Genomic DNA, 21,739 nt, shown 5'->3' on the forward strand with positions numbered 1-21,739 from the left:
GTGCTCATCGTGCCCGCCCTGGCGGTTCAGAGTTATGGTCACTTTGACCAAAACTAATTCTACGGCGCACGGAGCCGGAAAGGGAAATGTTTCTGCACCATATTTGGACTTGCGGCATCATCAGGCCGGCAACCGGGGCCTCTCACATCCACAGCCCGGTTCCCGCTGCCGTTTTTGGGCACGTCCTGGAGGCGGTAAATTCAAAAGGTCCCACAAGGACCCCCGGACCATCCGGACCGGAACCGTCGAACCAGCCCCAGAAGGTGCCCTGCCCCATGACGATGAAGTCTTACCGGACCACGCCCGCCACACCCCCGGCGAAAACCACAGCCGCCCACAGCATGAAGCCGCGCCAGCTCACCATGATGGGGCTGGGCAGCGCCATTGGCGCCGGTTTGTTCCTGGGCTCGGGCGCCGGGGTCCAGGCAGCCGGACCGGCAGTCCTCATCTCCTACCTGGTGGCCGGAACGCTGATCATCCTGGTGATGTGGGCCCTGGGCGAGATGGCGGCCGCCAACCCGGACAGCGGGGCCTTTTCCGTCTACGCGGAGCGGGCGCTGGGCCGTACGGCAGGTGCCACCATCGGGTGGCTGTGGTGGCTGCAGCTGGTGGTGGTGATCGCGGCCGAGGCACTGGGCGCCGCCGGGCTGCTGTTCTCCGTCTGGCCCGTAATCCCCGTCTGGGCGCTGGCGCTCCTGTTCATGGTGGTGTTCACCGGCATCAACCTGGCCGGCGTCCGGAACTTCGGTGAGTTCGAGTTCTGGTTCGCCATCCTCAAGGTGGCCGTCATCGTGGTGTTCCTTGCCGTCGGGGCTGCCTTGCTCCTTGGCCTGCTGCCCGGCGTCGCGTCCCCCGGTGCCGGCAACCTCACCGGAAATTTTGCTCCCCATGGCCTGGGCGGCGTTGCTGCTGCCCTGTTTGTGGTGATCTTCGCATTCGGCGGGACGGAAATCGTTTCTGTGGCCGCGGCCGAAACCGAGGATCCGGAACGCAGCGTGGGCAAGGCCATCCGGACGGTCGTGTGGCGCATCCTGGTGTTCTACATCGGGTCCGTCTTCGTCATCGCCGCGGTCCTCCCCGCCACGTCCGCGAGCCTCGCCTCGCCCTTCGCCGGCGTCCTGGACGCAGCAAGGATCCCCGGCGCCGCCACCGCCATCACCCTGGTGGCCGTCGTCGCGCTCCTCTCGGCACTGAATGCCAACCTCTATGGCGCGTCCCGGATGGTGTATTCCCTGGCGCAGCGGGGTGAAGCGCCGCGCGTCCTGACCCGCCTCAACAGCGCCGCCGTGCCCCGGCTCGCGGTGGCGGTATCGGTGGCCTTCGGCTTCATCGCCACGGTCCTGGAACTGTTGTTCCCTGAACGGATCCTGCCCGCCCTGTTCCAGCTGGTGGGCTCGACGTGCCTGGTGGTGTGGGGCAGCGCACTGGTCTCCCAGCTGATACTGCGCCGGCGGGCGGAACGGGACGGAATCCCGCTTCCCCTGCGGATGAGGGGCTTTCCCGGCCTGACCATCCTTGGCCTGGTCCTCCTTGGCTTGATCTTCGCCGTCGGCTTCAGCGCGGACAGCAGCCGGGTGCAGCTCTTCAGCACCTTCGCCCTGATCGCCGGCATCGCCCTGGCGTGTGCCGCCGGGGCCCGCCTCACCAGCGGGAACGGGCCTGCCAACAGGTAGAGTGGTTCGTACCTTTCCAAGGAAGACGCACCGACGCGCCGGGCCCGCCCAGGCGCCGTACTGATTGGGGAACTGACACCATGAGCGGCAGGCACACCGGACAGCAGCACGCGCACACCGTTGAAGGCACCGACCCGCAGCTGTATGTGGCAGTCCATGACCCCGCAAGCGACGCAGGCCTGCGGCCGGTCCTGCTGCTGCACGGCTTTTCCTCCTCGTCCAAGCTCAACTGGGAGGACACCGGCTGGGTATCCGCCCTGCTCGACGCCGGCCGCCGGGTCATCACCGTGGACCTTCCCGGCCACGGCCGCAGCGGCGCTCCGGAGGACCGCGACTCCTACTCCCCCAGCAGGATCAGGGCGGACCTGCTCCAGGCAGCGTTCGACGCCGGCGCGCGGCCCCTGCAGGAGGGTGATCCTACCAGCGGGCTGGACGTGGTGGGCTACTCCCTGGGATCGCGGCTCGCCTGGGAGTTTGCCGCAACGCAGCACGAGCTGGTGCACCGGCTGGTGCTCGGCGGGCCCAACGACTCCGACCCCCTGGCCGCGTTCGACCTCAGGGCCGCCCAGGACTACCTGGCAGACGGCACGCCGATCCAGGACGAATCGACCGCACAGCTCCTGAAGATGGCATTGCTGCTGCCGAGCAACAACATCTTCGCGCTGCTGTCCCTGGTGGAGGCCATCAAGGCCGAGCCCTACGACCCCGCAGAAGCAGTCCCCCACGTTCCCATGCTGCTGGTGGCCGGAGACAAGGACGAACGGGCAGCCATACTGCCCAGGCTCGCCGACCTGGCCCGCGGCGCCGGCTCCATGGCCGAACAGTTGGTCCTCCCCGGCCGGAACCACACCAATGCCGTCACCAGCAGGGCCTTCAAGCAGGCCGCCATCTCGTTCCTGTCGGTTTAGGCGTCCGGGAAAGAAGTCTGGCCGCCGCCGGAAACAGTCCACGCATCCGGCAGTACGCTGAGGGCGGCACGCAGGCCGCAGCGCCGGGAGGGACACATGGGTACGCGTTTCGAAGACCGCGCCGAAGCCGGCCGACACCTGGCGGCTGCGCTCGGCCAGTTCCGGGAACATCAGGACACCGTGGTCCTGGGCCTGGCACGCGGGGGCATTCCCGTCGCCGCGGCGGCAGCGGCTGCCCTCCGCCTGCCGCTGGGCGCCGTCCTGGTACGGAAGCTGGGCATCCCCGGGCACGAGGAAACCGCCTACGGAGCCCTGGCCTGGGCGCGCGGGCGCACGGTCCGGATAATCAACAAGCCCCTGCTGGAGCGCGTCCTGGCGCACGGCGTGCAGCAGGAATGGCTGGACGACGTCGAACAACGCGAACGGGACGAACTGCTCCGCCGGGTACAGCGGTATCCCGGAACCGATATGGATGTTGCAGGCCGGACCGTTCTCCTGCTGGATGACGGCCTGGCCACGGGCGCCACGATGCGAGCCGCCGTCGAGGCCATGCGGGAGGGTGGCGCGGCTGCCGTAGTGGCCGCAGCGCCCGTGGGATCGATCGACGCCGAAGCCTCACTGGAGCGGGTGTGCGACGCCGTGGTGTGCCTGCACCTGCCAGGCAGGTTCCGGGCGGTGGGGAGCTACTACCGGCACTTCAGGCAGTTGAGCGACGACGACGCGGTCAGCCTGCTGGCACGCTGACCGGACCCGAACAGCAGGCCCGGACCTTGCGGTCCGGGCCTGCTGTTGTTGTGCCGTATGGAGAGGACGATGGATCAGTGGCTGCTGACGCCCAGGGGGCGGCCCTTGGTTTCCTTGGCCAGCACCACGCCGACAGCCGAGATGACGCACAGCACCATGATGTAGATGCCGATCGAACCGGTCCACTTGGTGGATTGCAGCAGCGATTCGGCAATGGTGGCTGCGAAGGCCCCGCCCAGGATGGCACCAAAGGCGTAGCCGATGGAGATGCCCGAGTAACGGACATTGGCGGGGAACATTTCGGCATACATGGCGGACATGGGGCCGTATGACAGGCCCAGGCCAATGGTCAGCACGAACAGCGCGACGCCGTACAGCACGATGTCCTTGGTGTCGATGAGCGCGAACATGGGAATCATCCAGGCAAAGACGATGGCGTAGCCGGCCAGGAACGTCTTCACGCGGCCGATCCGGTCCGACAGCCACCCGCCCACCAGGGTGAAGATCAGCCAGCCAAAGGATGCCAGCGTGGTGGCCAGGAGGATCTGCGGGGTGGGCATCTTCAGCGTCTTGGTTGCGTAGGAAATGAAGAACGCGATCAGCAGGTACCCCGCTGCATTGTTGCCGATGAAGATCAGGGTGGAGTACAGGACGGGCAGCTTGTGGTTCCGGATCAGCTCGCCCAGCGGCGCCTTGCTTTCCTTCTTCCGCAGGGCCATCTCCTGGAAGACCGGGCTCTCGGCCACTGCGCGGCGGATCAGGTAGCCCACCACGATCAGGACGATGGAGAGCAGGAACGGCACCCGCCAGCCCCAGGCGGCGAAGTCTTCCTTGGACATGCCGGTGTTGAGGAAGAACAGCAGGCCGGTGGCCAGGATCATGCCCACGGGCACACCGATCTGCGGGTAGGCACCGAACAGGCCACGACGGCTGATCGGTGCATGCTCCACGGCCATCAGGGCCGCACCGCCCCATTCACCGCCGGCAGAAAAGCCCTGGATGACACGCAGCAGGATCAGCAGTATCGGAGCCCAGGCACCGATCTGCGCATACGTGGGGAGCATGCCGATCAGGGCCGTGGCCGCACCCATCATGACCAGGGTGAAGACCAGCATCGCCTTCCGTCCCAGGCGGTCGCCCAGGTGTCCGGCGATCACAGCACCGAGGGGACGGAACAGGAAGCTGATGCCGATCAGGGCGAAGGAGAGGATCTGCGCCAGGCCCGGGTTGGACTCGTTGAGCGGAGCCAGGAACAGCGGTGACAGCAGCGTTGCGGTCAGCTGGGCAAAGATGAAGAAGTCGTACCACTCGATGGTGGTGCCGACGAGGGTGCCGGCGAGGACCTTGCGTTCCTCCCGCCGGGTGCTGGGACCAGCGGGGGTATCCACCCTGGAAGGTGTGGTCATTGAAACTCCATTGTTTATTGGGCAGCTGTGCCGCCCGGACGCCTTCAGAATTACCGACAGAACGGTCAGTTAGTTAGTAGGGTACTACGGAATGTGATGCGGGACACGGCCTGCGGGACTATTTATTGCGGGAACCGCGTACCATGAGTTCTATATCCGAACGGACTGTTCGTATAAAGGACAATACCGGGAGTCGCCGGTTGAGACAAGGGTCACGGCATGGCATGCGCAGCCACCTAGGATGGACTTCATGACACCTCCAGCAGCCGCGGCCAAGACGGCGGCGCCGCAGGCTTCGCCGTCCCAGACCCTTTCGCGCGGCATCCGCGCCCTTGAGATCCTGGCAGCTGCCCCGGGCCCGCTGACCATCGCCGAACTGGCCGACGCTATGGGCGTCCACCGTTCGGTGGCCTACCGGATCCTGCGAACCCTGGAAGACCATTCCCTCCTGGTCCGTGACGACGCAGGACGGGTCCAGCCCGGCCCCGGCCTCGCAGTCCTGGCCCGCGGCGTCTCGCGCAACCTGCAAAGCGCCGCCCTGCCGGAGCTCACCCAGTTGGCAAACTCACTGGACATGACGGCGTTCGTGGCGGTGTGGGACCACCACGACTGCATTACGCTCGTCACGGTCGAGCCGCGGCATTCGGGCGCAACCGTGGCCCAGCACCCTGGTACACGCCACCCCATCAACGCAGGCGCGCCGGGTATCGCCATCCAGTCGGCCCTTTCCGAAGCCGAATGGGACAGGTTGGAGACGGGGATCCCGTACCGGCCCGAAGCGGCCGAAGCGCGGAGGAGGGGCTACTCGGCCAGCCATGATGAAGTCATCGCCGGGGTCTCCTCGCTGGCAGCCCCTGTCCGGGTGCCCGGCGGGCGCCCGGCCGCACTCGCCGTCGTCTACATTCGTTCCGCCCATGATCCGGAAGCGGTGGGGGCGGCCATCGCCGAAAGCGCGGCCAGGATCGAGCGCCAGCTGGCCTGACAGCGCGGAAGCCGCCACCCTGGGTGGTGTGGCTGTCAGGGCCTGCGGCGGAGCACGACGGCGGCCCCCGCACCAAGCAGCGCCAGCGCCGCCGCCGCACCGACCGGGACAAGGAACGCGGCCGCGGACCCGTGGAGCTGCGCCAGCTGTCCTCCGACGGAGGACCCGATTGCCGTTCCTGCGACAATGCCGCTGGCCAGTGCGGTCATGACCGTGCCAAGCCGGCCGGCGGGAGCCACCTTTCCGCCCACCGCGAAGATGGTGACCATCACCGGACCCACAGGGAGTCCAAGGACCAGCAGGACCGCCGCCATCGAGGGCAGCGACGCCGGCACGGGCAACAAGACCGCCAGCCCCGCCATCAGGACTCCGCACAGCACCCAGCGCAGTGCCAGACCGGCCCGTCGCGGCCAGTAGGCAACCGAAAGCGCCGCCGCTGCAGAGCTGAGGCCCATGACGGCGTACAGCAGGCCGGCTATTTCCGTTCCTGCGATCCCGGCAGAGAAGGCGCTGAGGGCGGCCTGGGTGGAACCAAAGAAAGTTCCCATGCAGACCATCGCGACAACAGGCAGGGCCACCGTCCACGGCAGCTTCACGCGATTTTCTGCATCCCTGCCCTTCCTGCCGCCGCTACGCAGGGAACCGGGCACGGCGTGATGGGTGGGGTGCATTGCGAACGCTGGAACAAGGGTGATGGTCATGGCCGCTGCCAGTGCCAGCGGAAGCCAGGGCGCCACGAGGCTGGCCAGGATCCCTACCAGAGCCGGCCCGAGGACGAATGTCACTTCATCAGCCGTGCTCTCGTAGGAGAGCGCGGCGTCCAGGTCGCGGGCAGCGCCAGCGGGCGCCGACGACGGCTCCGCCGCGTTGGCTGTCAGGGCCATCCACCTGACCCGGGCCAGGGGCCCAACTTGGGGGCACGTGGCGCCGGCCGCCAAGGCAGCCGCCAGGACGGCGGGCGGGAAATCCCCCGACCCGGCAGTGGCGTTGGCGGCGAGGACCAGGGCCAGCACCGCCACGCTATTGAGCACCGCGGACAGCAGCAGGACGGGGCGCTGCCCCCGCCTGTCAGCCAGGGATCCAAGCACCGGAGCTCCCAGCGCGGAACCGATGCCCACCGCGCCGGCTGCCGCTCCGCCGGCGGCAAACGAGCCGCTGACCGAGGTGACAAGGGTAAGGGTGCCCATGGCCAGCATGGCCAGGGGAAGCCGCGCAAAAAGTCCCAGGGGTATGAAGGTTCTGCCGGCAAGCTGCGGCAACCGGGAAAAGCGTCCGCTTGCTGCCGCTTTCGTGGAGGCCGGGCTGGAGCCTTCCTGTCCTGTGACTGCGCGGGCAGGAGTGTTGCGGGTGGTTGAAGGAGTTCTTTGTGGTGTCAATTCCGGGCTCGTTCAGTAGGTGCGCATCGTCCCTCCTCCCGATGCGCGCAACCCGGTAACGCGCTCCATTATATCGGCCGGCTCAAACGAGGGCGTCCAGGCTTTCGGAGATCCGCAGCGTGGAACCGTTCCGGCTCTTGAGTACCTGCAGCTGGGTACCGATGCGCTGTTTCATCTCCGCAACGTGGCTGACCAGCCCCACCACCCTGCCGCCGTCGCGGAGCCCTTCGATGGCATCCATGACCTGCTCCAGGGACTGTTCATCCAGGCTTCCGAAGCCCTCATCCACGAACAGGGTCTCGATTTCCACCCCTCCGGACTCCTGCTGGACCACGTCCGCGAGCCCGAGAGCCAGCGAAAGCGATGCCATGAAGGACTCACCCCCGGACAGGGTGGAGGTGTCCCGCCGGAAGCCCGTCCATTGGTCCACAACTTCAAGGCCCAGCCCTGACTTGGCCCCGCGCGCAGCCTTGGCGTCAGTGTGCTGGAGCAGGTAGCGGCCATCGCTCATGGCCACCAGGCGTTCGGAGGCGGCGAGGGCCACCTGCTCCAGCCGCGCGGCCAGGACGTAGCTGTTCAGGCTCATCCGGTACGTGTTCTCGCCGCGGCCGGCTGCCGCGTCAGCCAGTCCCGTAAGCATCTGCGCCCGCTCCGCCGGCTCCCGGGACGAGCGGACCAGTTCCTGGTATTCCGCGGCGATGGATTTCAGGGATTCCAGGCAGCGCCTGGCAAGACCGGCAGCCAGATCGGCTTCCCGCGCGTCATTCCGGGCAGTGTCCGCCTCAAGGCGCAGCGCTGCCAGCCGTTCCTCGTCCGCCAGGAAGCCGTCGGCGGCTTCTGCCAGGGCGAGCACAATGTCCTCGGACTCGAACAATCCGGCCACGCGGGCGGCTTCATCCTGGGCTGCACGGATGGCAGCTTCCAGGGCTGCCGCTTCACCGGCCGGCAGGAGCTGGCCGCGGACATCGTCCGCCGTGGCAAAGCCCGCACCCGGCAGGGCCAGTTCCAACTGTTCCTGCAATTCCGCGGACCGCAGGCGCGCCGCGTCCAGCCGCGCCTGCGCTTCAACGGCCTTGTCCAGGACCGCTACTGCGTCCTCGAGCGCCCGGAGCCGGTGGTTTAAGCTGGGTTGGTTCCCCCGGAGGCCGGCAAGCGCATTGTCCAGTGAGGCTGCCTGCTCGGCCACGCCGGCAAGGGACAATGCAGTTTGGGACAGCTCTGCCTCCGTTTCAGACAGCGCGGCCTGGGCCTTCCCGATGCTGGCATCCAATGCTTCCAGCCGTTGCCGCCTGTCCTGCAACTCGTCCGCGGCCTGCTCAGCGTCGGCTGCTGCGGCGAGTGCGGCCTCTGCACCGGCGCGTGCCTCCTCCACCAGGGTGGTCCCGCCCTGACCGGCGAGGACGGCCACGGCCTGCTCTGCGTCGGCAAGATCCCCGGCAACCAGGGCATGGGCTGCCTCTGCAGCCTCGTAGGCGCCGTGGGCCTCCTCCTCAGCCTGGGCCAGGCCCGGCCCCTCGGTGCCGCCATCTGCAGGAAGGGGATGCTGCCCGCTTCCGCAGACCGGGCAGGGCTCGCCGGCAACCAGCTTGGCGGCCAGCTCGGATGCGGCGTTGGCGAGCCGTTCCTCCCGCAGGTCCAGCCAATGGCGTTTGGCCTCCAGCAGGGCCTCCCGCGAATCGTTATGACGGGCCCTGGCCAGGTCCCTGCGCTGGGCAGCCGTCCCGTACCGCCGGACGACGTCCAGCAGTTCCGCGGCCGCAGCAGCTTCCTTGCGGCGCAGCGCCGCCTCGACGGAACGGGATTCAAGCTGGTCCATGCCCTCGGCCAGCACTCCCCGTTGCTCCTGCAGGTGGGCCGCACGATTGCCCAGCGTCTCCAGGGCCAGGCGGAGCTCTTCCTCCCGGCCGGCCAGGCTGCTGTGCCGCTTCCGGAGGTCCTGGAGCCTGTCCTCGTCCGGCAGCCGCGCCTCGACGACGGCCAGCAGCGAACGCAGCCGGCCGAGTTCGTCGGCTGCCCCGGGCACGCTTCCCGCGGCGGCATGTGCAGTCCGCCCGGCTGTGCCCCCGGAACCCGGACCGGAAGCGGCTGCAGCACCCTCTGCTGACGGCAACTCTGGTGTTGCCGGGCCAACTGGTGTGACGCTAACTGTTTCCAGGCCCAGCTGGGCCAGCTCGTCGTCGTCCCCGGCTGCCATGCGGAGCAACGTCATGGCGGATTCTGCAGCCGCTGCCGCGCTGTGGACCTTGGCAGCCGCAGCGTCCACGGCCTGCAATTGCCCCTGGAGTACCTCGGCCTGGCGGTGCCGCCCAAGACGGGTGGAAAGCTCTTCCTGACGTGCGGCGCCCTCCTCCACGGCTTTTCGGCGTTCCCTGGCCGCCTGGAGTTTCCGGTGCCGCTCATGGCGTGCCGCTTCCAGCTCCACCGCAATGCGACGGTCCTGGCCGGCGGCCGCAGCAGCGGTGGCAACGTCGGTGAGTTCCGCCAGGCGGCCTGCAACGGAAGCCTGGAGCCAGTCAAGGCGGCCAGGGATGTCGTCCGCCGGCGGAGCCCCGGCATCTGGAAGCTGGAGCGGAGCGGCTTCGGTTTCGGCACGCGAGGCAAGGAGGGCAAGTTGCCCAGCAAGGGCGGCGACGTCCTCCCTGGCAGCGGCGGCCTGCCGCGCCAGTTCCTGTTCCAGGGCTTCGAACCGCTGCGTGCCGAAGAGCTTCTGCAGCAGGTCCAGGCGGTCGGCGGCCTTGGAGCGGAGGAAGGCGGCGAAATCACCCTGCGGCAGCATCACCACCCGGGTGAACTGATCGCGGTCCATGCCCAGCAGGGCCATGATTTCCGCGCCGGCTTCGTCATTGCGGGCGGACTTTTCCACCCAGGCGCCGTCCACCCGCTCGCGGAGCAGCGTCTTGGCCTGCTGAACCGTAAAGCCGTTCTTGCCGCGCGCGCTGGGCTTGTCCCATGCCGGGGAGCGGGTTACTTCGAAGCGCCGGCCCTGGGAGGAAAATTCGCACGTTACAGCAGGTTCCTGCCCGGGGTCCGCGTGGTCGCTGCGCAGCCGCTTGCCATCCTGCCGGGCTCCGGGGACGGAGCCGTACAGGGCAAAGCAGATGGCATCCAGCACGCTGGTCTTGCCGGCACCGGTGGGCCCGTTCAGCAAGAAGAGGCCATGGGCGCTGAGGCGGTCCAAGTCGATGTCTTCGGTTCCGGCGAAAGGGCCGAATCCGGAGATGCGCAGATGATGGATCCTCACCGTGACGCCTCCAGCAGCCGAACGTTCTCCAGCGCGGCGGCGAGCGCGTTTTTCTCGGCCGTGTCCGCGCTCCGTCCGCGCACGTGGTCCAGGAAGCCGCAGCACAGCGTGAGGTCGTCCGGCGCGCCGGCAAGCCTGCTGCTGTAGCTGGCCTGTGTGGCGGCAGCCGCGCCCTGCGGGTCGAATGCCAGGACCAGGGTGTCCGGGAACCTTGCGCGGAGCTGTTCCATGGCGCGGGCGGGACGCTGCGCATCCGTCAGGGTGATCTGGCAATAGGCGGTTTCAGCCCAGGCGTGGCCGGGGTCCGCCAGGAGATCTTCGAGGGTTCCGCGCAGGACGGCCAGGGAACGCGGGGCCTCCCAAAGGACCTCGGTAACGGACGTGACGCCTTCGGGACCGATGTCCACCAGCCAGGCGCCCTTTTGGTGGCTGGCCTCGGAGAAGGAGTAGGCCAGTGGCGAACCCGAATACCGGACCGAAACGGAGAGCTTTTGGCGCCCGTGCAGGTGGCCCAGTGCGGTGTAGCCGAAACCGTCAAACAGGTCCAGGGGGACCGCGCCCACGCCGCCGATGCTGAGGTCCCGCTCGCTGTCTGAACTGATGCCTCCGCTGGCAAAGGTATGGGCCAGGACCACCGAGTGGACGGTGGCGGAAGCCGCGCGCCGGGCGATGTCCTCCCGGATCAGGCCGGTGGCCGCCCGGGTAACCTCGAAGTGGCTTGCCGTTTCCGCTCCCAACTGTTCGGCGACCAGCCTGGGCTCAAGCCACGGGATGCCGTAAAGCGCCAGGACGGCTTCCCTTCCGGCAGCATCCGTGCCCAGCGGCAGCAGGAGCGGGTGGTCCAGGTCCTCCACCCTGGTGCGCAGGTGCACTCCCCCGCGTTCCAGCAGGCGGGAGGCAAAACCCAAACGGATGGCGGAGTCGTGGTTTCCGCTGGTAAGCACCACTTTGGCACCCGCGGCCGTCAGGCGGACCAGTGCGTCATCGAGCAGGTGGACCACATCCACGCCCGGCAGTGCCCGGTCATAGACGTCACCGGCGATTAGGACAACGTCCACGCTGTCCCGCTGGACCGCTGCCACCAGCTGGTCAACGAAAGCGCGCTGTGCGTCCAGCATGCCAACGCCGTGGAAGGACCGGCCCAGATGCCAGTCCGAGGTGTGAAGTAACCGCATATCCCTAAGCTATCGGCAACCACTGACACTCTAAGAAAACGCCGCGGCCCGCGGCGCTCAGGACCGCCTGCCTTCGAAAAACTCCTGGGCCTCACTGACGCTGCCCGCCTTCTCCTTGCGGGCAGCCGCTGCGGGCGCCACCCCGTCTGCTGCGGCACTTTCCACGCCGTCGTCGTCGGCCTCATCGTCGGAATCATCGCCGGCCTCGGCCGCGTTTTTGTCGGCCCCGGCGGCAGCGACGCCCGCGCCGTCCTCAACGGGAGCGGCGGCGCCCTCCAGCCCGGTGATGCGGAACACCAGCCCCGCGATGGCCGCGCCGGCCAGCGGCGCGACCAGGAAGACCCACAGCTGCTCCACAGCCCAGCCGGAGCTGAAGACAGCGGAGGCGACGGCCCGGGCGGGGTTGTACGGCAGGTTGCCGACCGACTGGCCCACCTGCAGCAGCGCCGCGAAGGACAGGCCTACGGCAACCGGCGCCACGGTGCGGCTGCCGCCGGAGCGGCTTGCACCAAGGAAGACAGCCACGATGATCGCGGCCCCCAGCAGTTCCAGGAGCACGACGGCGGCGAGCGGCGCCTGGATGATGGAGTGTTCGCCGAAGCCGGCGGTTACGGTATCGAATGCGGTGCGGCTGTCGGGGATGCTGGGCAGGGTGCGCAGGATTCCGAACAGCGCAAGGGCGCCCACCAGGGCTCCCACCACCTGCGCGGCAGCATACGCTGCGGCGGCGCCCGCACGGATCCGTCCCGCCAGGAGGTGCCCCAAGGTGATGGCAGGATTGAAGTGGCCACCGGAGATATGCCCGAAGGCGAGCATTGCAGCGGTGATGGCCAGCCCGGCCGCAAGGGCGGACGGCACCGGGCTGGACTGCGGAATGCTGAACAGTGGCACGCCCAGCCCGGCAACGGCCAGGAAGAGGCTGCCGAAGGCCTCGGACGCCAGGCGGGGCATCAGAGCGGTGGCCGCAGCAGGCGTACCGGGCTGCAGTGCGTCGCGGGCGGGGACGGGGGTGCTCATGATGGGACCTTTACTTCGTGGGGGCCTGGTGCATGCGTTGCGTGGCATGGTGCTGCAGCTGGTTCCGGTGCTTCCACCGGCAAGCAGGAGCCTCGCGGGCAACCCGTGCAGTATTGCATGATTGGCTGTGCGTTTGCTGGACACCAGCTGTCCGCGGAGCCCGGCTGGATGGAAGGGACGCCCCCAAGGGAAGGGATCCGCGCCGGGACCGGTTTTCGGACGGTAAATTTACTCCATGAGCACCGACAGTGGCCTTCCTGCGCCCTCCCTCAAGTCCCGGATCCATGGCGCCCTGCTGGGCGGAGCGCTGGGGGACGCTTTGGGCTACGCCGTGCAGGCCGATTCCATCGGGGCGATCCGGCAGCGCTTCGGAGCGCAGGGCCTGACCGGGTTTGACCCCCTGTCCGGTCCCTGGCCCTTTTCCGATGACACGCAACTGACCTTATATACGGTGGACGGGCTCGTGGAGGCGTTGGAGTGGGCCAACTCCGGGGTGGGTGCGGACGTGAACGCCTGCCTTTGGCTGGCGTACCTGCGCTGGCTGGCGGCCCAGGGCAAAGACGCCGGGCCTTCGGCGCCCACACCGCAGCCCCGCTGGATCGACCGCAACGAGGTGTTCCGTCAAAACCGGCATCCGGACCAGGACTGCGTCAGCGGGCTCGCCACCGGCGAGATGGGGACGTCGGTCCGCCCGGTCAACCCCGAAGCGAAAAGCGCCGGCACCGTAATGCGCTCGGCACCATTCGGGCTGATTCCGCACATTGCGCCCGACGCCGTGTACAAGTTGAGCGCCGACGCCGCCTCCCTGACGCACGGACATCCTTCCGCCCGCCAGAGTGCCGGAATCTTCAGCCTCCTGATCCATAAGCTGGTGTCCGGTGAGGCACTGCGGAACGCCGCTGCCGACGTCACCGCGCATGCGGCCGCCCTCCCCGGCGTGGCTCCGGAGCTCCCGGACGGGCTTGAGGCAGCCCTCCGCCTCGCCGACAAAGCCATCGTTGCCCCGGAGGAACTGGTCCAGGTGCTCGGCGGAGGCTGGACGGCAGCGGAAGCACTCGCCGTCGCGCTTTATGCAGTCCTCGCCACGTTGCCGGATGACGGCGCGGACGCCCAGCCGGCCCGGCATTTCCAGGACGCTCTGTCACTTGCCGTGAACCACGGCGGCCCCAGCGATACCACGGGCTCGCTGGCCGGGAACATCCTGGGAGCCCTGTACGGGGAGGACTGCCTCCCGGTTCAGTGGCTCGGGGCCCTGGAAGCGCCGGACGTGGTCCGCGGCATGGCCGATCAGTTGGTGAAGGTCACCACCGGCGAAGGCTGATGTTGGTGAAGGCCCTGCAGATGTCCGTCCCAAGGTTCCCCGGCACCGGCGTACGCATCCTGCCGGGAGTCCCCGCCTCCCACCATCTGCAGGAACTCACCCTCGGACAGCACTTCGATGGCCTGTCCCCGCTCATGGAGTTCCAGGACGCGGCGGGCCTTGCCGGTGAGCCTGCCCGAGCGCAGGTCCGTGGCAACGAACCCGTCCCCCACCACCAGGACGGTGGTACGGCCGGTGACCCGACTTTCCGTCCGGGCACCGCACCTGGCCGAGCGCAGCTTCGCTTCCGGTCGGTCAATGGAGAGCTGCCCCGTGAACACCACCGTCTGCGCGTACAGGGGATGGCCGGGCTCGGCGTCCAGGTTGGGTTCGGGGTTCAGCCCCTCCTCGGGCCAGCCCGACTGGAACCGGCTGACCAGAGCGGCACCGTTGCCGGAAGAAGCTGCGATGGCCGCCAGGCTTGGCTTTGACAGGTCCCCGGAGGCGGGATCGAAGGCCTGCTGGTGCGGCATGGCCAGCCCCAGGGAGAGGAAGAGTTCGGCGATGCTGTTGGCACCGTTGCGCGCGGCGATATCGATGAGGATTCCGGCACAGGCCCGGGCGTCCTCGGCGGCATCGTGGTGGTTGACCAGCGGGACTCCCGCTTCCTCGGCGGCGAAGGGAAGGGAATTGGAGACGAGGGAGTAGCAGCGCCGGGACAGCATGACGGTGCAGACGTAGTGGTAGGCGGGTCCGGGCAAGCCGGAAACCTCCAGCGCGGAACGGATCACGCCCAGGTCAAAGGCGGCATTGTGCGCCACCAGCACGTCGTCGCCGATGAAGGCGCCAATTTCCGGGAACAGCTCGCCAAAGCGGGGCATTCCGGCAACGTCCGCAGCAGTGATGCCGTGGATCCGGACGTTGTGGTGGTCAAAGTGGTCATAACCGGCCGGCGGGCGCATCAGCCAGGAGGCCTCTGCGACGATCTTCCCGCCCCTCACCTTCGTCAATCCCACGGAGCACGGGGAGCCGCGGAAGCCGTTGGCCGTTTCGAAATCGATCGCCGTAAAGTCCAAACCCACGGCCCCTACCTTACCGCCGCTAACGTCCCAGCCGGGGAGGCACAGGCCGGTCAAGTACCCTTGAGGGGTGAACTTTCCTGTGATGAATGACCTCGCTGTGTCCATGCTGGGCGGCGCGGGACCGATCCAGCCGAAAATGGCTTCCTTCCTGCCCGACTGGCTGAACCCCCAGGTCTTCCTGGCCGATCCCGCGCTCGCCCCCTGGGTGGTCCTGCTGGTGTGCGGAATCGTCTTCGCCGAAACCGGCCTGCTGGTGGGGTTTTTCCTCCCCGGCGACTCCATGCTGTTCACCGCCGGCCTGCTGGTGGCCACGGATACCATCAAGTTCAACATCTGGCTTTTGGCGCTGCTGATCGTGGTCTCGGCCATCATCGGCAACCAGACCGGCTACCTCATCGGTTCAAAGGCCGGCCCCGCGATCTTCAACAAGCCAAACTCCCGGCTCTTCAAGCGCGAGAATATCGAAAACGCGCACGCCTTCTTTGAAAAGCACGGCGGCAAGGCCCTGATCCTGGCCCGCTTCGTGCCCATCATCCGCACCTTCGTCCCCGTCATCGTCGGCGTGGCACAAATGAGCAGGAAAAAGTTCTTCATCTACAACGTCATCGGTGCCGCGCTGTGGGGCGGCGGCGTGACGCTGCTCGGCTACCTGCTGGGCGACAAAGTGCCGTGGGTCCGGGACAACCTGGACATCATCTTCATCGCCATCGTGCTGGTCTCGGTGATTCCCATCGGCATCGAGGTCCTGCGCGGCCTGGCCGCCAAGCGCCAGGCGCAGGCCTACGGCACAGACGCCGTCGACGAGTTCATCGAGGAGCACGAACCGGAGGAGGAGCGCAAGACTCCCCGCAACATACGCGGCGGCCGCCCGGAGTAGCAGGCCTCCCGCCTCGATATTGCGAAAAGAAGGTGCCCACCCCACCGGGGTGGGCACCTTCTTTTCGTGGCTTGCCTTGCCGATGGGTTCCTAGCCGGCTGCCTCCAGGGCTGCCACAATCGAGGGCAGCAGCGCCCGGAAAGCCTTGCCGCGGTGGCTGATGGCGTTCTTTTCCTCCGCGGACAATTCGGCGCAGCTGCGGTTTTCACCTGCCGGCTGCAGCACAGGATCGTAGCCAAACCCGCCGGTCCCCCGGGGTTCACGCAGGAGGATCCCCTCCAGCTGCCCGTACTCCACCACTTCACGCCCCGGCCCTTCCGCGCCGGAGGGCATGGCCAGCGCGGCCGCGCACACGAAGGCAGCGCCGCGGTGCTCGTCGGGAACATCGGAGAGCTGGTTCAGCAGGAGTTCCAGGTTGGCGGCGTCGTCGCCGTGGCGTCCCGCCCAGCGGGCGGAGAAGATCCCCGGAGCCCCGCCCATGACGTCCACGGCCAGCCCGGAGTCGTCGGCGATGGCCACCAGTCCGGTGGCGCCGGCCACGGAGCGTGCCTTCAGCAGCGAGTTCTCGGCAAACGTCACGCCGGTCTCGACGACGTCCGGGGCACCTGCCGCCGCGGCGTCCACCACCTGGGTGTCGACGTCGAGCCCTGGCACCTGCCCGCGCAGCAGTTCGCGGAGTTCGCGGAGTTTTCCTTTGTTGTGCGTGGCGAGCACCAAGCGGGGAACGCTGGTCGCAGGGGTTCTGCTCACAGGGATTCCGCCAGGGTCTCCCGCTGGATGGCAGCGAGCTGGGCGGTGCCCAGCAGGGCAAGGTCAAGGAGCTGGTCCAGCTCTGCCCGGTCGAAGGGGGCGCCCTCGGCAGTGCCCTGCACCTCCACGAACTTGCCGGAGCCGGTAACCACCACGTTCATGTCGGTCTCGGCACGGACGTCCTCGACATAAGGCAGGTCCAGCATGGGAACGCCGTCGATGATGCCCACGGACACGGCGGCGATGGTGTCGATGATGGGCTGGGCATTCCTGCCGATCAGCTGGTTGTCCCGGGCGAACCGGATGGAGTCCGCCAGCGCCACGTAGGCCCCGGTGATGGCTGCGGTGCGGGTGCCGCCGTCGGCCTGGAGGACGTCGCAGTCCAGCACGATGGTGTTCTCGCCCAGGGCCTTGGTGTCGATGATGGAGCGCAGCGAGCGCCCGATCAGGCGGGAAATCTCGTGGGTACGGCCGCCGATCTTTCCCTTCACGGATTCGCGGTCCGACCGGGTGTTGGTGGCGCGCGGCAGCATGGCGTATTCCGCCGTGACCCAGCCGCGGCCCTCGCCCTTCAGCCAGCGCGGGACACCAGGGGTCAGCGACGCCGTGCAGAGCACCCTGGTGTTGCCGAACTCGATCAGTGCCGATCCCTCAGCCTGGTTGGACCATCCGCGGGTGATGCTGATGGGCCGGAGCTGGTCGGGGGCACGGCCGTCGGCGCGCACGATGGGCACTGCAGTTGCTTCAGATGTCATGCCCCTAGCTTATCGAGTGCCGGTGCGCCTAGATGGTGTAGTGGACGCCCGCCACGGCAACGGCCACGTCGCCGTGGAACACGGGACGGGCTTCGGCCATGACCGTGGTCTGGGACGTCCATACCGGGATGTGGGTCAGCAGGAGCCGCCGCGCGCCGGCCGCCGCTGCAGCCTCCCCCGCACGTTTGCCGGTCAGGTGGACATCCTTGATGTCGGCGTCACGGCCCTCCTCGAAGGCTGCCTCGCACAGGAACAGGTCGGCGTCCTTGGCAGCTTCCTCCAGCCCGGCACAGGAGTCCGTGTCGCCGGAATAGGTCAGGACCCGGGACACCGGTGTGCCGTCCTTGCCGGGCTCCACCACTTCCACCCGCAGGGCGTAGGCCTCTTCGATGGGATGGTTGACGGCGAAGGGGGTCACCGTGAAGGGGCCAACGGTCACGGATTCGCGTTCGGCCCAGTTGGTGAAGTCGAATTCTTCACGCATGCCGGGGTCCAGGTCCAGCCCATAGGCCGTGGCCATCCTGTCCGCGGTGGCCGCGGGACCCCACACGGGAATCCTGCCGCGGCCCCAGCCGCCGGGCTTCCAGCGGATGGCAACGTGCAGTCCGCACAGGTCCATGCAGTGGTCCGGGTGCAGGTGGGTGAGGAAGATTGCGTCAATGTCCTCCAGGTCCGTGTAGCGCTGGATGGCTCCCAGCGCACCGCTGCCAAGGTCCATCACCACCTTCCAGGTCCGCTCTCCGTCAGAGGCGGTCAGGAGGTAGCACGACGCCGGGGAGCCGGGCCCGGGGAACGAGCCCGTGCATCCCACGATGGTCAGCTTCACAGGGCGGGTCCCCCCGCGCGGCGGGCGCCGGCCAGTCCGCCGCCCACGAAGTTGGAGATCCTGGGGCGTTCCCGCGCGCTCTGGGCAGCGGCGATCATCTCAGGAGTGATCCGCGCCAGGCTGCCCGTAGGGTATTGCGCGGCCACATGGTCCACGTGGCGAACGGACAGTACCTCGGGGCCCAGGAACCGCCGGGCCAGTGCTTCGAACTGCCCCGCGTCGCCGGTGGCCACGAAGTGGTGCTCGGGCGGGGAGGATTCGGTGCGCTGCAGGTTGTGGGTGGCCAGCGCCCGGTAGACGTCCTTGGCGGTTTCCTCCGCGCTGGACACCAGGGTGACGTCTGCGCCCATCACGTAGGAGATCACGCCGGTCAGCAGCGGGTAGTGGGTGCAGCCCAGGACCACGGTGTCCACGCCGGCTGCCTTCAGGGGTGCAAGGTATTCCTCCGCCACGGCGAGCAGCGCCGGGCCCGTGGTAATTCCGGCCTCCACGTAGCTGACGAACTCCGGGCATGCCACGGAGGTGATGTCCAGGTCGGGCGCGGCGGCGAAGGTGTCCTCGTACGCGCGCGATCCCACGGTGGCCGAGGTGCCGATCACGCCCACCTTTCCGCTGCGGGTGGCGGCGACGGCGCGCCGCACCGCGGGCTGGATGACCTCGATGACCGGGATGCCGTACTTGGCGGTGTACCGTTCCCGGGCGTCCCGCAGGACAGCGGCCGACGCCGAGTTGCAGGCGATGGTGAGCAGCTTGACGCCGGAGTCCACGAGTTCGTCCATCACGCCCAGGGCGTTGGCCCGCACCTCTGCGATGGGGAGCGGCCCGTACGGCCCGTGGGCGGTGTCCCCCACGTAGAGGATTGACTCGTTGGGAAGCTGGTCGATGATGGAGCGGGCCACGGTGAGCCCGCCGACGCCGGAATCGAAGACGCCGATGGGACGGGTTTCCGGGGCAACGGCCGGAAACCCGCTGCCTGCGTCCGCGGGCTGTGTTTCCGCCGGTGGTTCCATGCTCGGGGCTGTAGTCATGATTATTCGAGGATAGGTGTTCCCGGAAGCGTCAGCCATCATCTTGTGTCCTGCGACTCATGTCTGCTGCGTCACAGCGGACGGCCTCCCCCTGGCCGCCGTGGTTCACCGGCGGGATTCCATCGACTGCAGCATGGCCTGGACCAGGGACTCCTGCAGCCAGGTGCTGAAGTTGTACACCAGGGCCAGGTAGCTTTCCACGTCCTCGGCCTGGGACCAGTCCTGCATGCGGTGGACGTGCTCGGCGTCGGCCTCGTCCCGGATGTCCAGCCGCTCTGCCAGGACCAGCCGCACGTCGTTCAGCGCCATGGACCAGTGCTGCGCCCCCTCGGGCGTCAGCACGATCTCGTCCTTATCCAGGTCCAAAGCCGCAGCGCGAAGGGCCCCGATCTTCGCTTCCCGCAAGGAACGCTCGGTGAGCTGGCGGAACTCAAGGGACGCGGCGCCGTCGTCCTTCACAACGTTGGGAAGCAGCCGCTTCACGGCGCGGTCCGTCGGTTCGGCGACGTCCATGTCCAGGCCGATCAGCGCTGCCAGCGGGTCCTGCCCGGTGCGGTCCTCGGGCTGCAGCATGGAAATGACGTCGTCGATCAGGCTGCGCAGCAGGTCCCGTTCAGCCGGTTCCAGGTAGCCGGTGATGCCCTTGAGTCCGTATTTGAATGCCTTAGCCACGTTTTCCCTTACCCTGGCGCGGACCGCCGGACTTGCCTGATGTGCCACCGTTGCCGCCGCTTGCCTTTTCCACCGTGGCCCACAGGCCGAACCCGTGCATGGCCACGGCGTGGCGCTCCACCTGTTCCTTGCTGCCGGAGGCGACGATCGAGCGGCCCTTGCGGTGAACCTCCATCATCAGCTTGTTGGCCTTGGTCTCCGAGTAGCCGAAGTAGCTTTGGAAGACGTAGCTGACGTAGCTCATCAGATTGACGGGATCGTTCCAGATCACCAGGTTCCAGGGGATGTCCGGCGCGGTCAGGGAGTCGGTGGACTCTGCTGTGCCGGTCCGGATGCCCTCCTGTGTATCAGGGCCGGGCGCAACGCTTATGGTCATCTGTCCATTCTATGTGGGGGTTGGGCCCACGCCGGTCAGGGCCCCGCGGCGAAGCGGAGCGAGACGTGGGAGCCGGTGGGTGGGCCCACGCCGGTCAGGGCCCCGCGGCGAAGCGGAGCGAGACGTGGGAGCCGGTGGGTGGGCCCACGCCGGTCAGGGCCCCGCGGCGAAGCGGAGCGAGACGTGGGAGCCGGTGGGGACTAGAGTGACTTTCGTGAGCACCTCAGCCGGCTGGGACCATCCCCGCACGTCCTTTTACACCGACCACTATGAGCTGACCATGCTGCAGGCGTCCCTCCATTCAGGGGCCGCGCACCGCAGGTCCGTGTTCGAGGCGTTCGCGCGGCGGCTGCCCGACGGCCGGCGCTACGGCATTGTGGCCGGCACCGGACGGCTCCTGGAAGGCATTGCGCAGTTCCGCTTCGGCGAAGCTGAACTGGAGTTCCTGGAGCGCACCCGGGTGGTCAACCGGGAGACGCTGGAGTACCTGGCCAACTACAAGTTCTCGGGCGACATCTGGGGCTACGCCGAGGGCGAGGCCTACTTCCCCAACTCCCCAATCCTGATCGTCGAGGCCTCCTTCGCCGAAGCCTGCATGCTGGAGACCTACCTGCTGTCCGTGCTGAACCACGACACCGCGATCGCCTCCGCCGCTTCCCGGATGGTCAGCGCCGCCGGTGGCCGGCCCTGTATCGAGATGGGCTCGCGGCGCACCCATGAGGAGGCCGCCACCGCGTCAGCCCGTGCGGCCATCATTGCCGGCTTTGACAGCACCTCAAACCTTGAAGCGGGCATCCGCTACGGCGTAAAGACCGTGGGCACCGCAGCCCACTCGTTCACGCTGCTGCACGACACCGAGCGGGAGGCCTTCGAGGCCCAGATTGCGTCGCTGGGCGAGGGAACGTCCCTGCTGGTGGATACGTACGACGTCGAAAAGGCCGTCCGCACGGCCGTTGACCTTGCGGGGCCCCGCCTGGGCGCCGTCCGGCTGGACTCGGGCGACCTGGTGGCCCAGGCGCAGTGGGTGCGCCGGCTGCTGGACGACCTCGGCAACGAAAACACCAAAATCGTGGTGACCTCGGACTTGGACGAGTACGCCATCGCCGCCCTGCAGTCAGCGCCCGTTGACTCCTACGGCGTGGGGACATCGCTGGTGACCGGTTCCGGCGCTCCCACCGCCAGCATGGTCTACAAGCTGGTCAGCCGCGCCGACGATGACGGCAACTTCGTGTCCGTGGCCAAGGCGGCCAAGAACAAGGCCAGCATGGGCGGGCGCAAGTACGCGCTGCGGAAGCTGGACGAACGCGGCACCGCCACCGCGGAGGTGGTGGGCGTTGGCCGCCGGCCCGAGGACGACGGCAACGACCGTCCGCTGCTGCAGCAGTTCATGAAGAACGGCGAACTGCTGCCCGGCTGGACCGGACACGAGGGCGTGCTCCGCGCGCGGCAGCGCCACGCAGACTCCATGGCCGAGCTGCCGTCCGTGGTCAACCGCCTGCAGCGGGGCGAGGCCGCCATTCCCACCCTCTATGAGGAAAACTAAGGAGCACC

19 protein-coding genes are annotated in these 21,739 nt (G+C 68.0%); 7 read left to right on the forward strand and 12 right to left on the reverse strand.

What is annotated here, in order from left to right:
• Positions 1–275: 275 nt before the first annotated feature.
• The 3 genes from Q9R31_RS00485 to Q9R31_RS00495 all read left to right on the forward strand — a co-directional run bounded on the left by Q9R31_RS00485 (position 276) and on the right by Q9R31_RS00495 (position 3,325).
• Positions 276–1,673, forward strand: coding sequence for an amino acid permease (locus tag Q9R31_RS00485; protein WP_311260821.1), 1,398 nt, complete (start codon positions 276–278; stop codon positions 1,671–1,673).
• Between the two features lie 80 nt (positions 1,674–1,753).
• On the forward strand, positions 1,754–2,581 hold the full coding sequence (locus Q9R31_RS00490; RefSeq protein ID WP_311260822.1) for an alpha/beta fold hydrolase: 828 nt from the start codon (positions 1,754–1,756) through the stop codon (positions 2,579–2,581).
• A gap of 96 nt (positions 2,582–2,677) precedes the next feature.
• Positions 2,678–3,325, forward strand: coding sequence for a phosphoribosyltransferase family protein (locus tag Q9R31_RS00495; RefSeq protein WP_311260823.1), 648 nt, complete (start codon positions 2,678–2,680; stop codon positions 3,323–3,325).
• 74 nt (positions 3,326–3,399) lie between these two features.
• Here the strand turns inward: Q9R31_RS00495 and Q9R31_RS00500 are convergent, their stop codons facing one another.
• Positions 3,400–4,731, reverse strand: a complete 1,332-nt coding sequence (locus tag Q9R31_RS00500; RefSeq protein WP_311260824.1) for an MFS transporter — start codon at positions 4,729–4,731, stop codon at positions 3,400–3,402.
• 250 nt (positions 4,732–4,981) lie between these two features.
• Between Q9R31_RS00500 and Q9R31_RS00505 the strand changes: the two genes are divergently transcribed.
• Positions 4,982–5,713, forward strand: a complete 732-nt coding sequence (locus Q9R31_RS00505) for an IclR family transcriptional regulator (protein ID WP_311260825.1) — start codon at positions 4,982–4,984, stop codon at positions 5,711–5,713.
• 35 nt (positions 5,714–5,748) lie between these two features.
• Here Q9R31_RS00505 and Q9R31_RS00510 read toward each other — a convergent pair whose 3' ends face one another.
• The 4 genes from Q9R31_RS00510 to Q9R31_RS00525 form a co-directional block, all read right to left on the reverse strand.
• Positions 5,749–7,089 carry an MFS transporter gene (locus Q9R31_RS00510; RefSeq protein ID WP_397428178.1) on the reverse strand — a complete coding sequence of 447 codons (1,341 nt, stop codon included), beginning with the start codon at positions 7,087–7,089 and terminating at the stop codon, positions 5,749–5,751.
• An 82-nt stretch (positions 7,090–7,171) separates the two neighbouring features.
• The gene (locus Q9R31_RS00515) at positions 7,172–10,330 is read right to left on the reverse strand and encodes an SMC family ATPase (protein ID WP_311260826.1); all 3,159 of its coding nucleotides are present in this window, start codon (positions 10,328–10,330) and stop codon (positions 7,172–7,174) included.
• Complete coding sequence (locus Q9R31_RS00520) at positions 10,327–11,505, reverse strand: exonuclease SbcCD subunit D (protein ID WP_311260827.1); 1,179 nt, start codon at positions 11,503–11,505, stop codon at positions 10,327–10,329. The genes Q9R31_RS00515 and Q9R31_RS00520 overlap by 4 nt, the downstream gene beginning before the upstream one ends.
• Positions 11,506–11,562: 57 nt before the next feature.
• On the reverse strand, positions 11,563–12,522 hold the full coding sequence (locus Q9R31_RS00525; RefSeq protein ID WP_311260828.1) for an aquaporin: 960 nt from the start codon (positions 12,520–12,522) through the stop codon (positions 11,563–11,565).
• A gap of 235 nt (positions 12,523–12,757) precedes the next feature.
• On the opposite strand from Q9R31_RS00525, the gene Q9R31_RS00530 reads away from it, so the two are divergent.
• Positions 12,758–13,843, forward strand: a complete 1,086-nt coding sequence (locus tag Q9R31_RS00530) for an ADP-ribosylglycohydrolase family protein (RefSeq protein ID WP_311260829.1) — start codon at positions 12,758–12,760, stop codon at positions 13,841–13,843.
• On the opposite strand, the gene Q9R31_RS00535 is transcribed toward Q9R31_RS00530, so the two are convergent.
• Complete coding sequence (locus tag Q9R31_RS00535; protein ID WP_311260830.1) at positions 13,810–14,904, reverse strand: exonuclease domain-containing protein; 1,095 nt, start codon at positions 14,902–14,904, stop codon at positions 13,810–13,812. The genes Q9R31_RS00530 and Q9R31_RS00535 overlap by 34 nt on opposite strands.
• 82 nt (positions 14,905–14,986) lie before the next feature.
• On the opposite strand from Q9R31_RS00535, the gene Q9R31_RS00540 reads away from it, so the two are divergent.
• On the forward strand, positions 14,987–15,781 hold the full coding sequence (locus Q9R31_RS00540) for a VTT domain-containing protein (protein WP_311261607.1): 795 nt from the start codon (positions 14,987–14,989) through the stop codon (positions 15,779–15,781).
• Between the two features lie 90 nt (positions 15,782–15,871).
• Here Q9R31_RS00540 and rdgB read toward each other — a convergent pair whose 3' ends face one another.
• The 6 genes from rdgB to clpS all read right to left on the reverse strand — a co-directional run bounded on the left by rdgB (position 15,872) and on the right by clpS (position 20,188).
• Positions 15,872–16,531, reverse strand: a complete 660-nt coding sequence (gene rdgB, locus Q9R31_RS00545) for an RdgB/HAM1 family non-canonical purine NTP pyrophosphatase (RefSeq protein ID WP_311260831.1) — start codon at positions 16,529–16,531, stop codon at positions 15,872–15,874.
• The gene (gene rph, locus Q9R31_RS00550; protein WP_026265632.1) at positions 16,528–17,286 is read right to left on the reverse strand and encodes a ribonuclease PH; all 759 of its coding nucleotides are present in this window, start codon (positions 17,284–17,286) and stop codon (positions 16,528–16,530) included. The genes rdgB and rph overlap by 4 nt, the downstream gene beginning before the upstream one ends.
• Before the next feature lie 28 nt (positions 17,287–17,314).
• Entirely contained in the window at positions 17,315–18,112 is a 798-nt protein-coding gene (locus Q9R31_RS00555) for an MBL fold metallo-hydrolase (RefSeq protein ID WP_311260832.1), read from the reverse strand.
• Positions 18,109–19,122 (reverse strand): glutamate racemase, encoded by a 1,014-nt coding sequence (gene murI / locus Q9R31_RS00560; RefSeq protein ID WP_397428199.1) that lies wholly within the window; start codon positions 19,120–19,122, stop codon positions 18,109–18,111. Before murI ends, Q9R31_RS00555 begins: the two co-directional genes overlap by 4 nt.
• 123 nt (positions 19,123–19,245) lie before the next feature.
• Positions 19,246–19,812 (reverse strand): DUF2017 domain-containing protein, encoded by a 567-nt coding sequence (locus tag Q9R31_RS00565; protein WP_311260834.1) that lies wholly within the window; start codon positions 19,810–19,812, stop codon positions 19,246–19,248.
• On the reverse strand, positions 19,805–20,188 hold the full coding sequence (clpS, locus tag Q9R31_RS00570) for an ATP-dependent Clp protease adapter ClpS (RefSeq protein WP_311260835.1): 384 nt from the start codon (positions 20,186–20,188) through the stop codon (positions 19,805–19,807). Before clpS ends, Q9R31_RS00565 begins: the two co-directional genes overlap by 8 nt.
• A 214-nt stretch (positions 20,189–20,402) precedes the next feature.
• On the opposite strand from clpS, the gene Q9R31_RS00575 reads away from it, so the two are divergent.
• The gene (locus Q9R31_RS00575) at positions 20,403–21,731 is read left to right on the forward strand and encodes a nicotinate phosphoribosyltransferase (protein WP_311260836.1); all 1,329 of its coding nucleotides are present in this window, start codon (positions 20,403–20,405) and stop codon (positions 21,729–21,731) included.
• Positions 21,732–21,739 lie beyond the last annotated feature (8 nt).

This window comes from Pseudarthrobacter sp. BRE9 (genome assembly GCF_031844305.1).
Taxonomy (GTDB): Bacteria; Actinomycetota; Actinomycetes; order Actinomycetales; family Micrococcaceae; genus Arthrobacter.

Excerpts from the sequence above, each read along its gene's own strand:
- Q9R31_RS00485 (WP_311260821.1), top strand. The coding sequence starts at position 276 with ATGACGATGAAGTCTTACCGGACCACGCCCGCCACACCCCCGGCGAAA.
- Q9R31_RS00490 (WP_311260822.1), top strand. The coding sequence starts at position 1,754 with ATGAGCGGCAGGCACACCGGACAGCAGCACGCGCACACCGTTGAAGGC.
- Q9R31_RS00495 (WP_311260823.1), top strand. The coding sequence starts at position 2,678 with ATGGGTACGCGTTTCGAAGACCGCGCCGAAGCCGGCCGACACCTGGCG.
- Q9R31_RS00500 (WP_311260824.1), bottom strand. The coding sequence starts at position 4,731 with ATGACCACACCTTCCAGGGTGGATACCCCCGCTGGTCCCAGCACCCGG.
- Q9R31_RS00505 (WP_311260825.1), top strand. The coding sequence starts at position 4,982 with ATGACACCTCCAGCAGCCGCGGCCAAGACGGCGGCGCCGCAGGCTTCG.
- Q9R31_RS00520 (WP_311260827.1), bottom strand. The coding sequence starts at position 11,505 with ATGCGGTTACTTCACACCTCGGACTGGCATCTGGGCCGGTCCTTCCAC.
- Q9R31_RS00525 (WP_311260828.1), bottom strand. The coding sequence starts at position 12,522 with ATGAGCACCCCCGTCCCCGCCCGCGACGCACTGCAGCCCGGTACGCCT.
- Q9R31_RS00530 (WP_311260829.1), top strand. The coding sequence starts at position 12,758 with ATGAGCACCGACAGTGGCCTTCCTGCGCCCTCCCTCAAGTCCCGGATC.
- Q9R31_RS00540 (WP_311261607.1), top strand. The coding sequence starts at position 14,987 with ATGAATGACCTCGCTGTGTCCATGCTGGGCGGCGCGGGACCGATCCAG.
- rph (WP_026265632.1), bottom strand. The coding sequence starts at position 17,286 with ATGACATCTGAAGCAACTGCAGTGCCCATCGTGCGCGCCGACGGCCGT.
- murI (WP_397428199.1), bottom strand. The coding sequence starts at position 19,122 with ATGGAACCACCGGCGGAAACACAGCCCGCGGACGCAGGCAGCGGGTTT.
- clpS (WP_311260835.1), bottom strand. The coding sequence starts at position 20,188 with ATGACCATAAGCGTTGCGCCCGGCCCTGATACACAGGAGGGCATCCGG.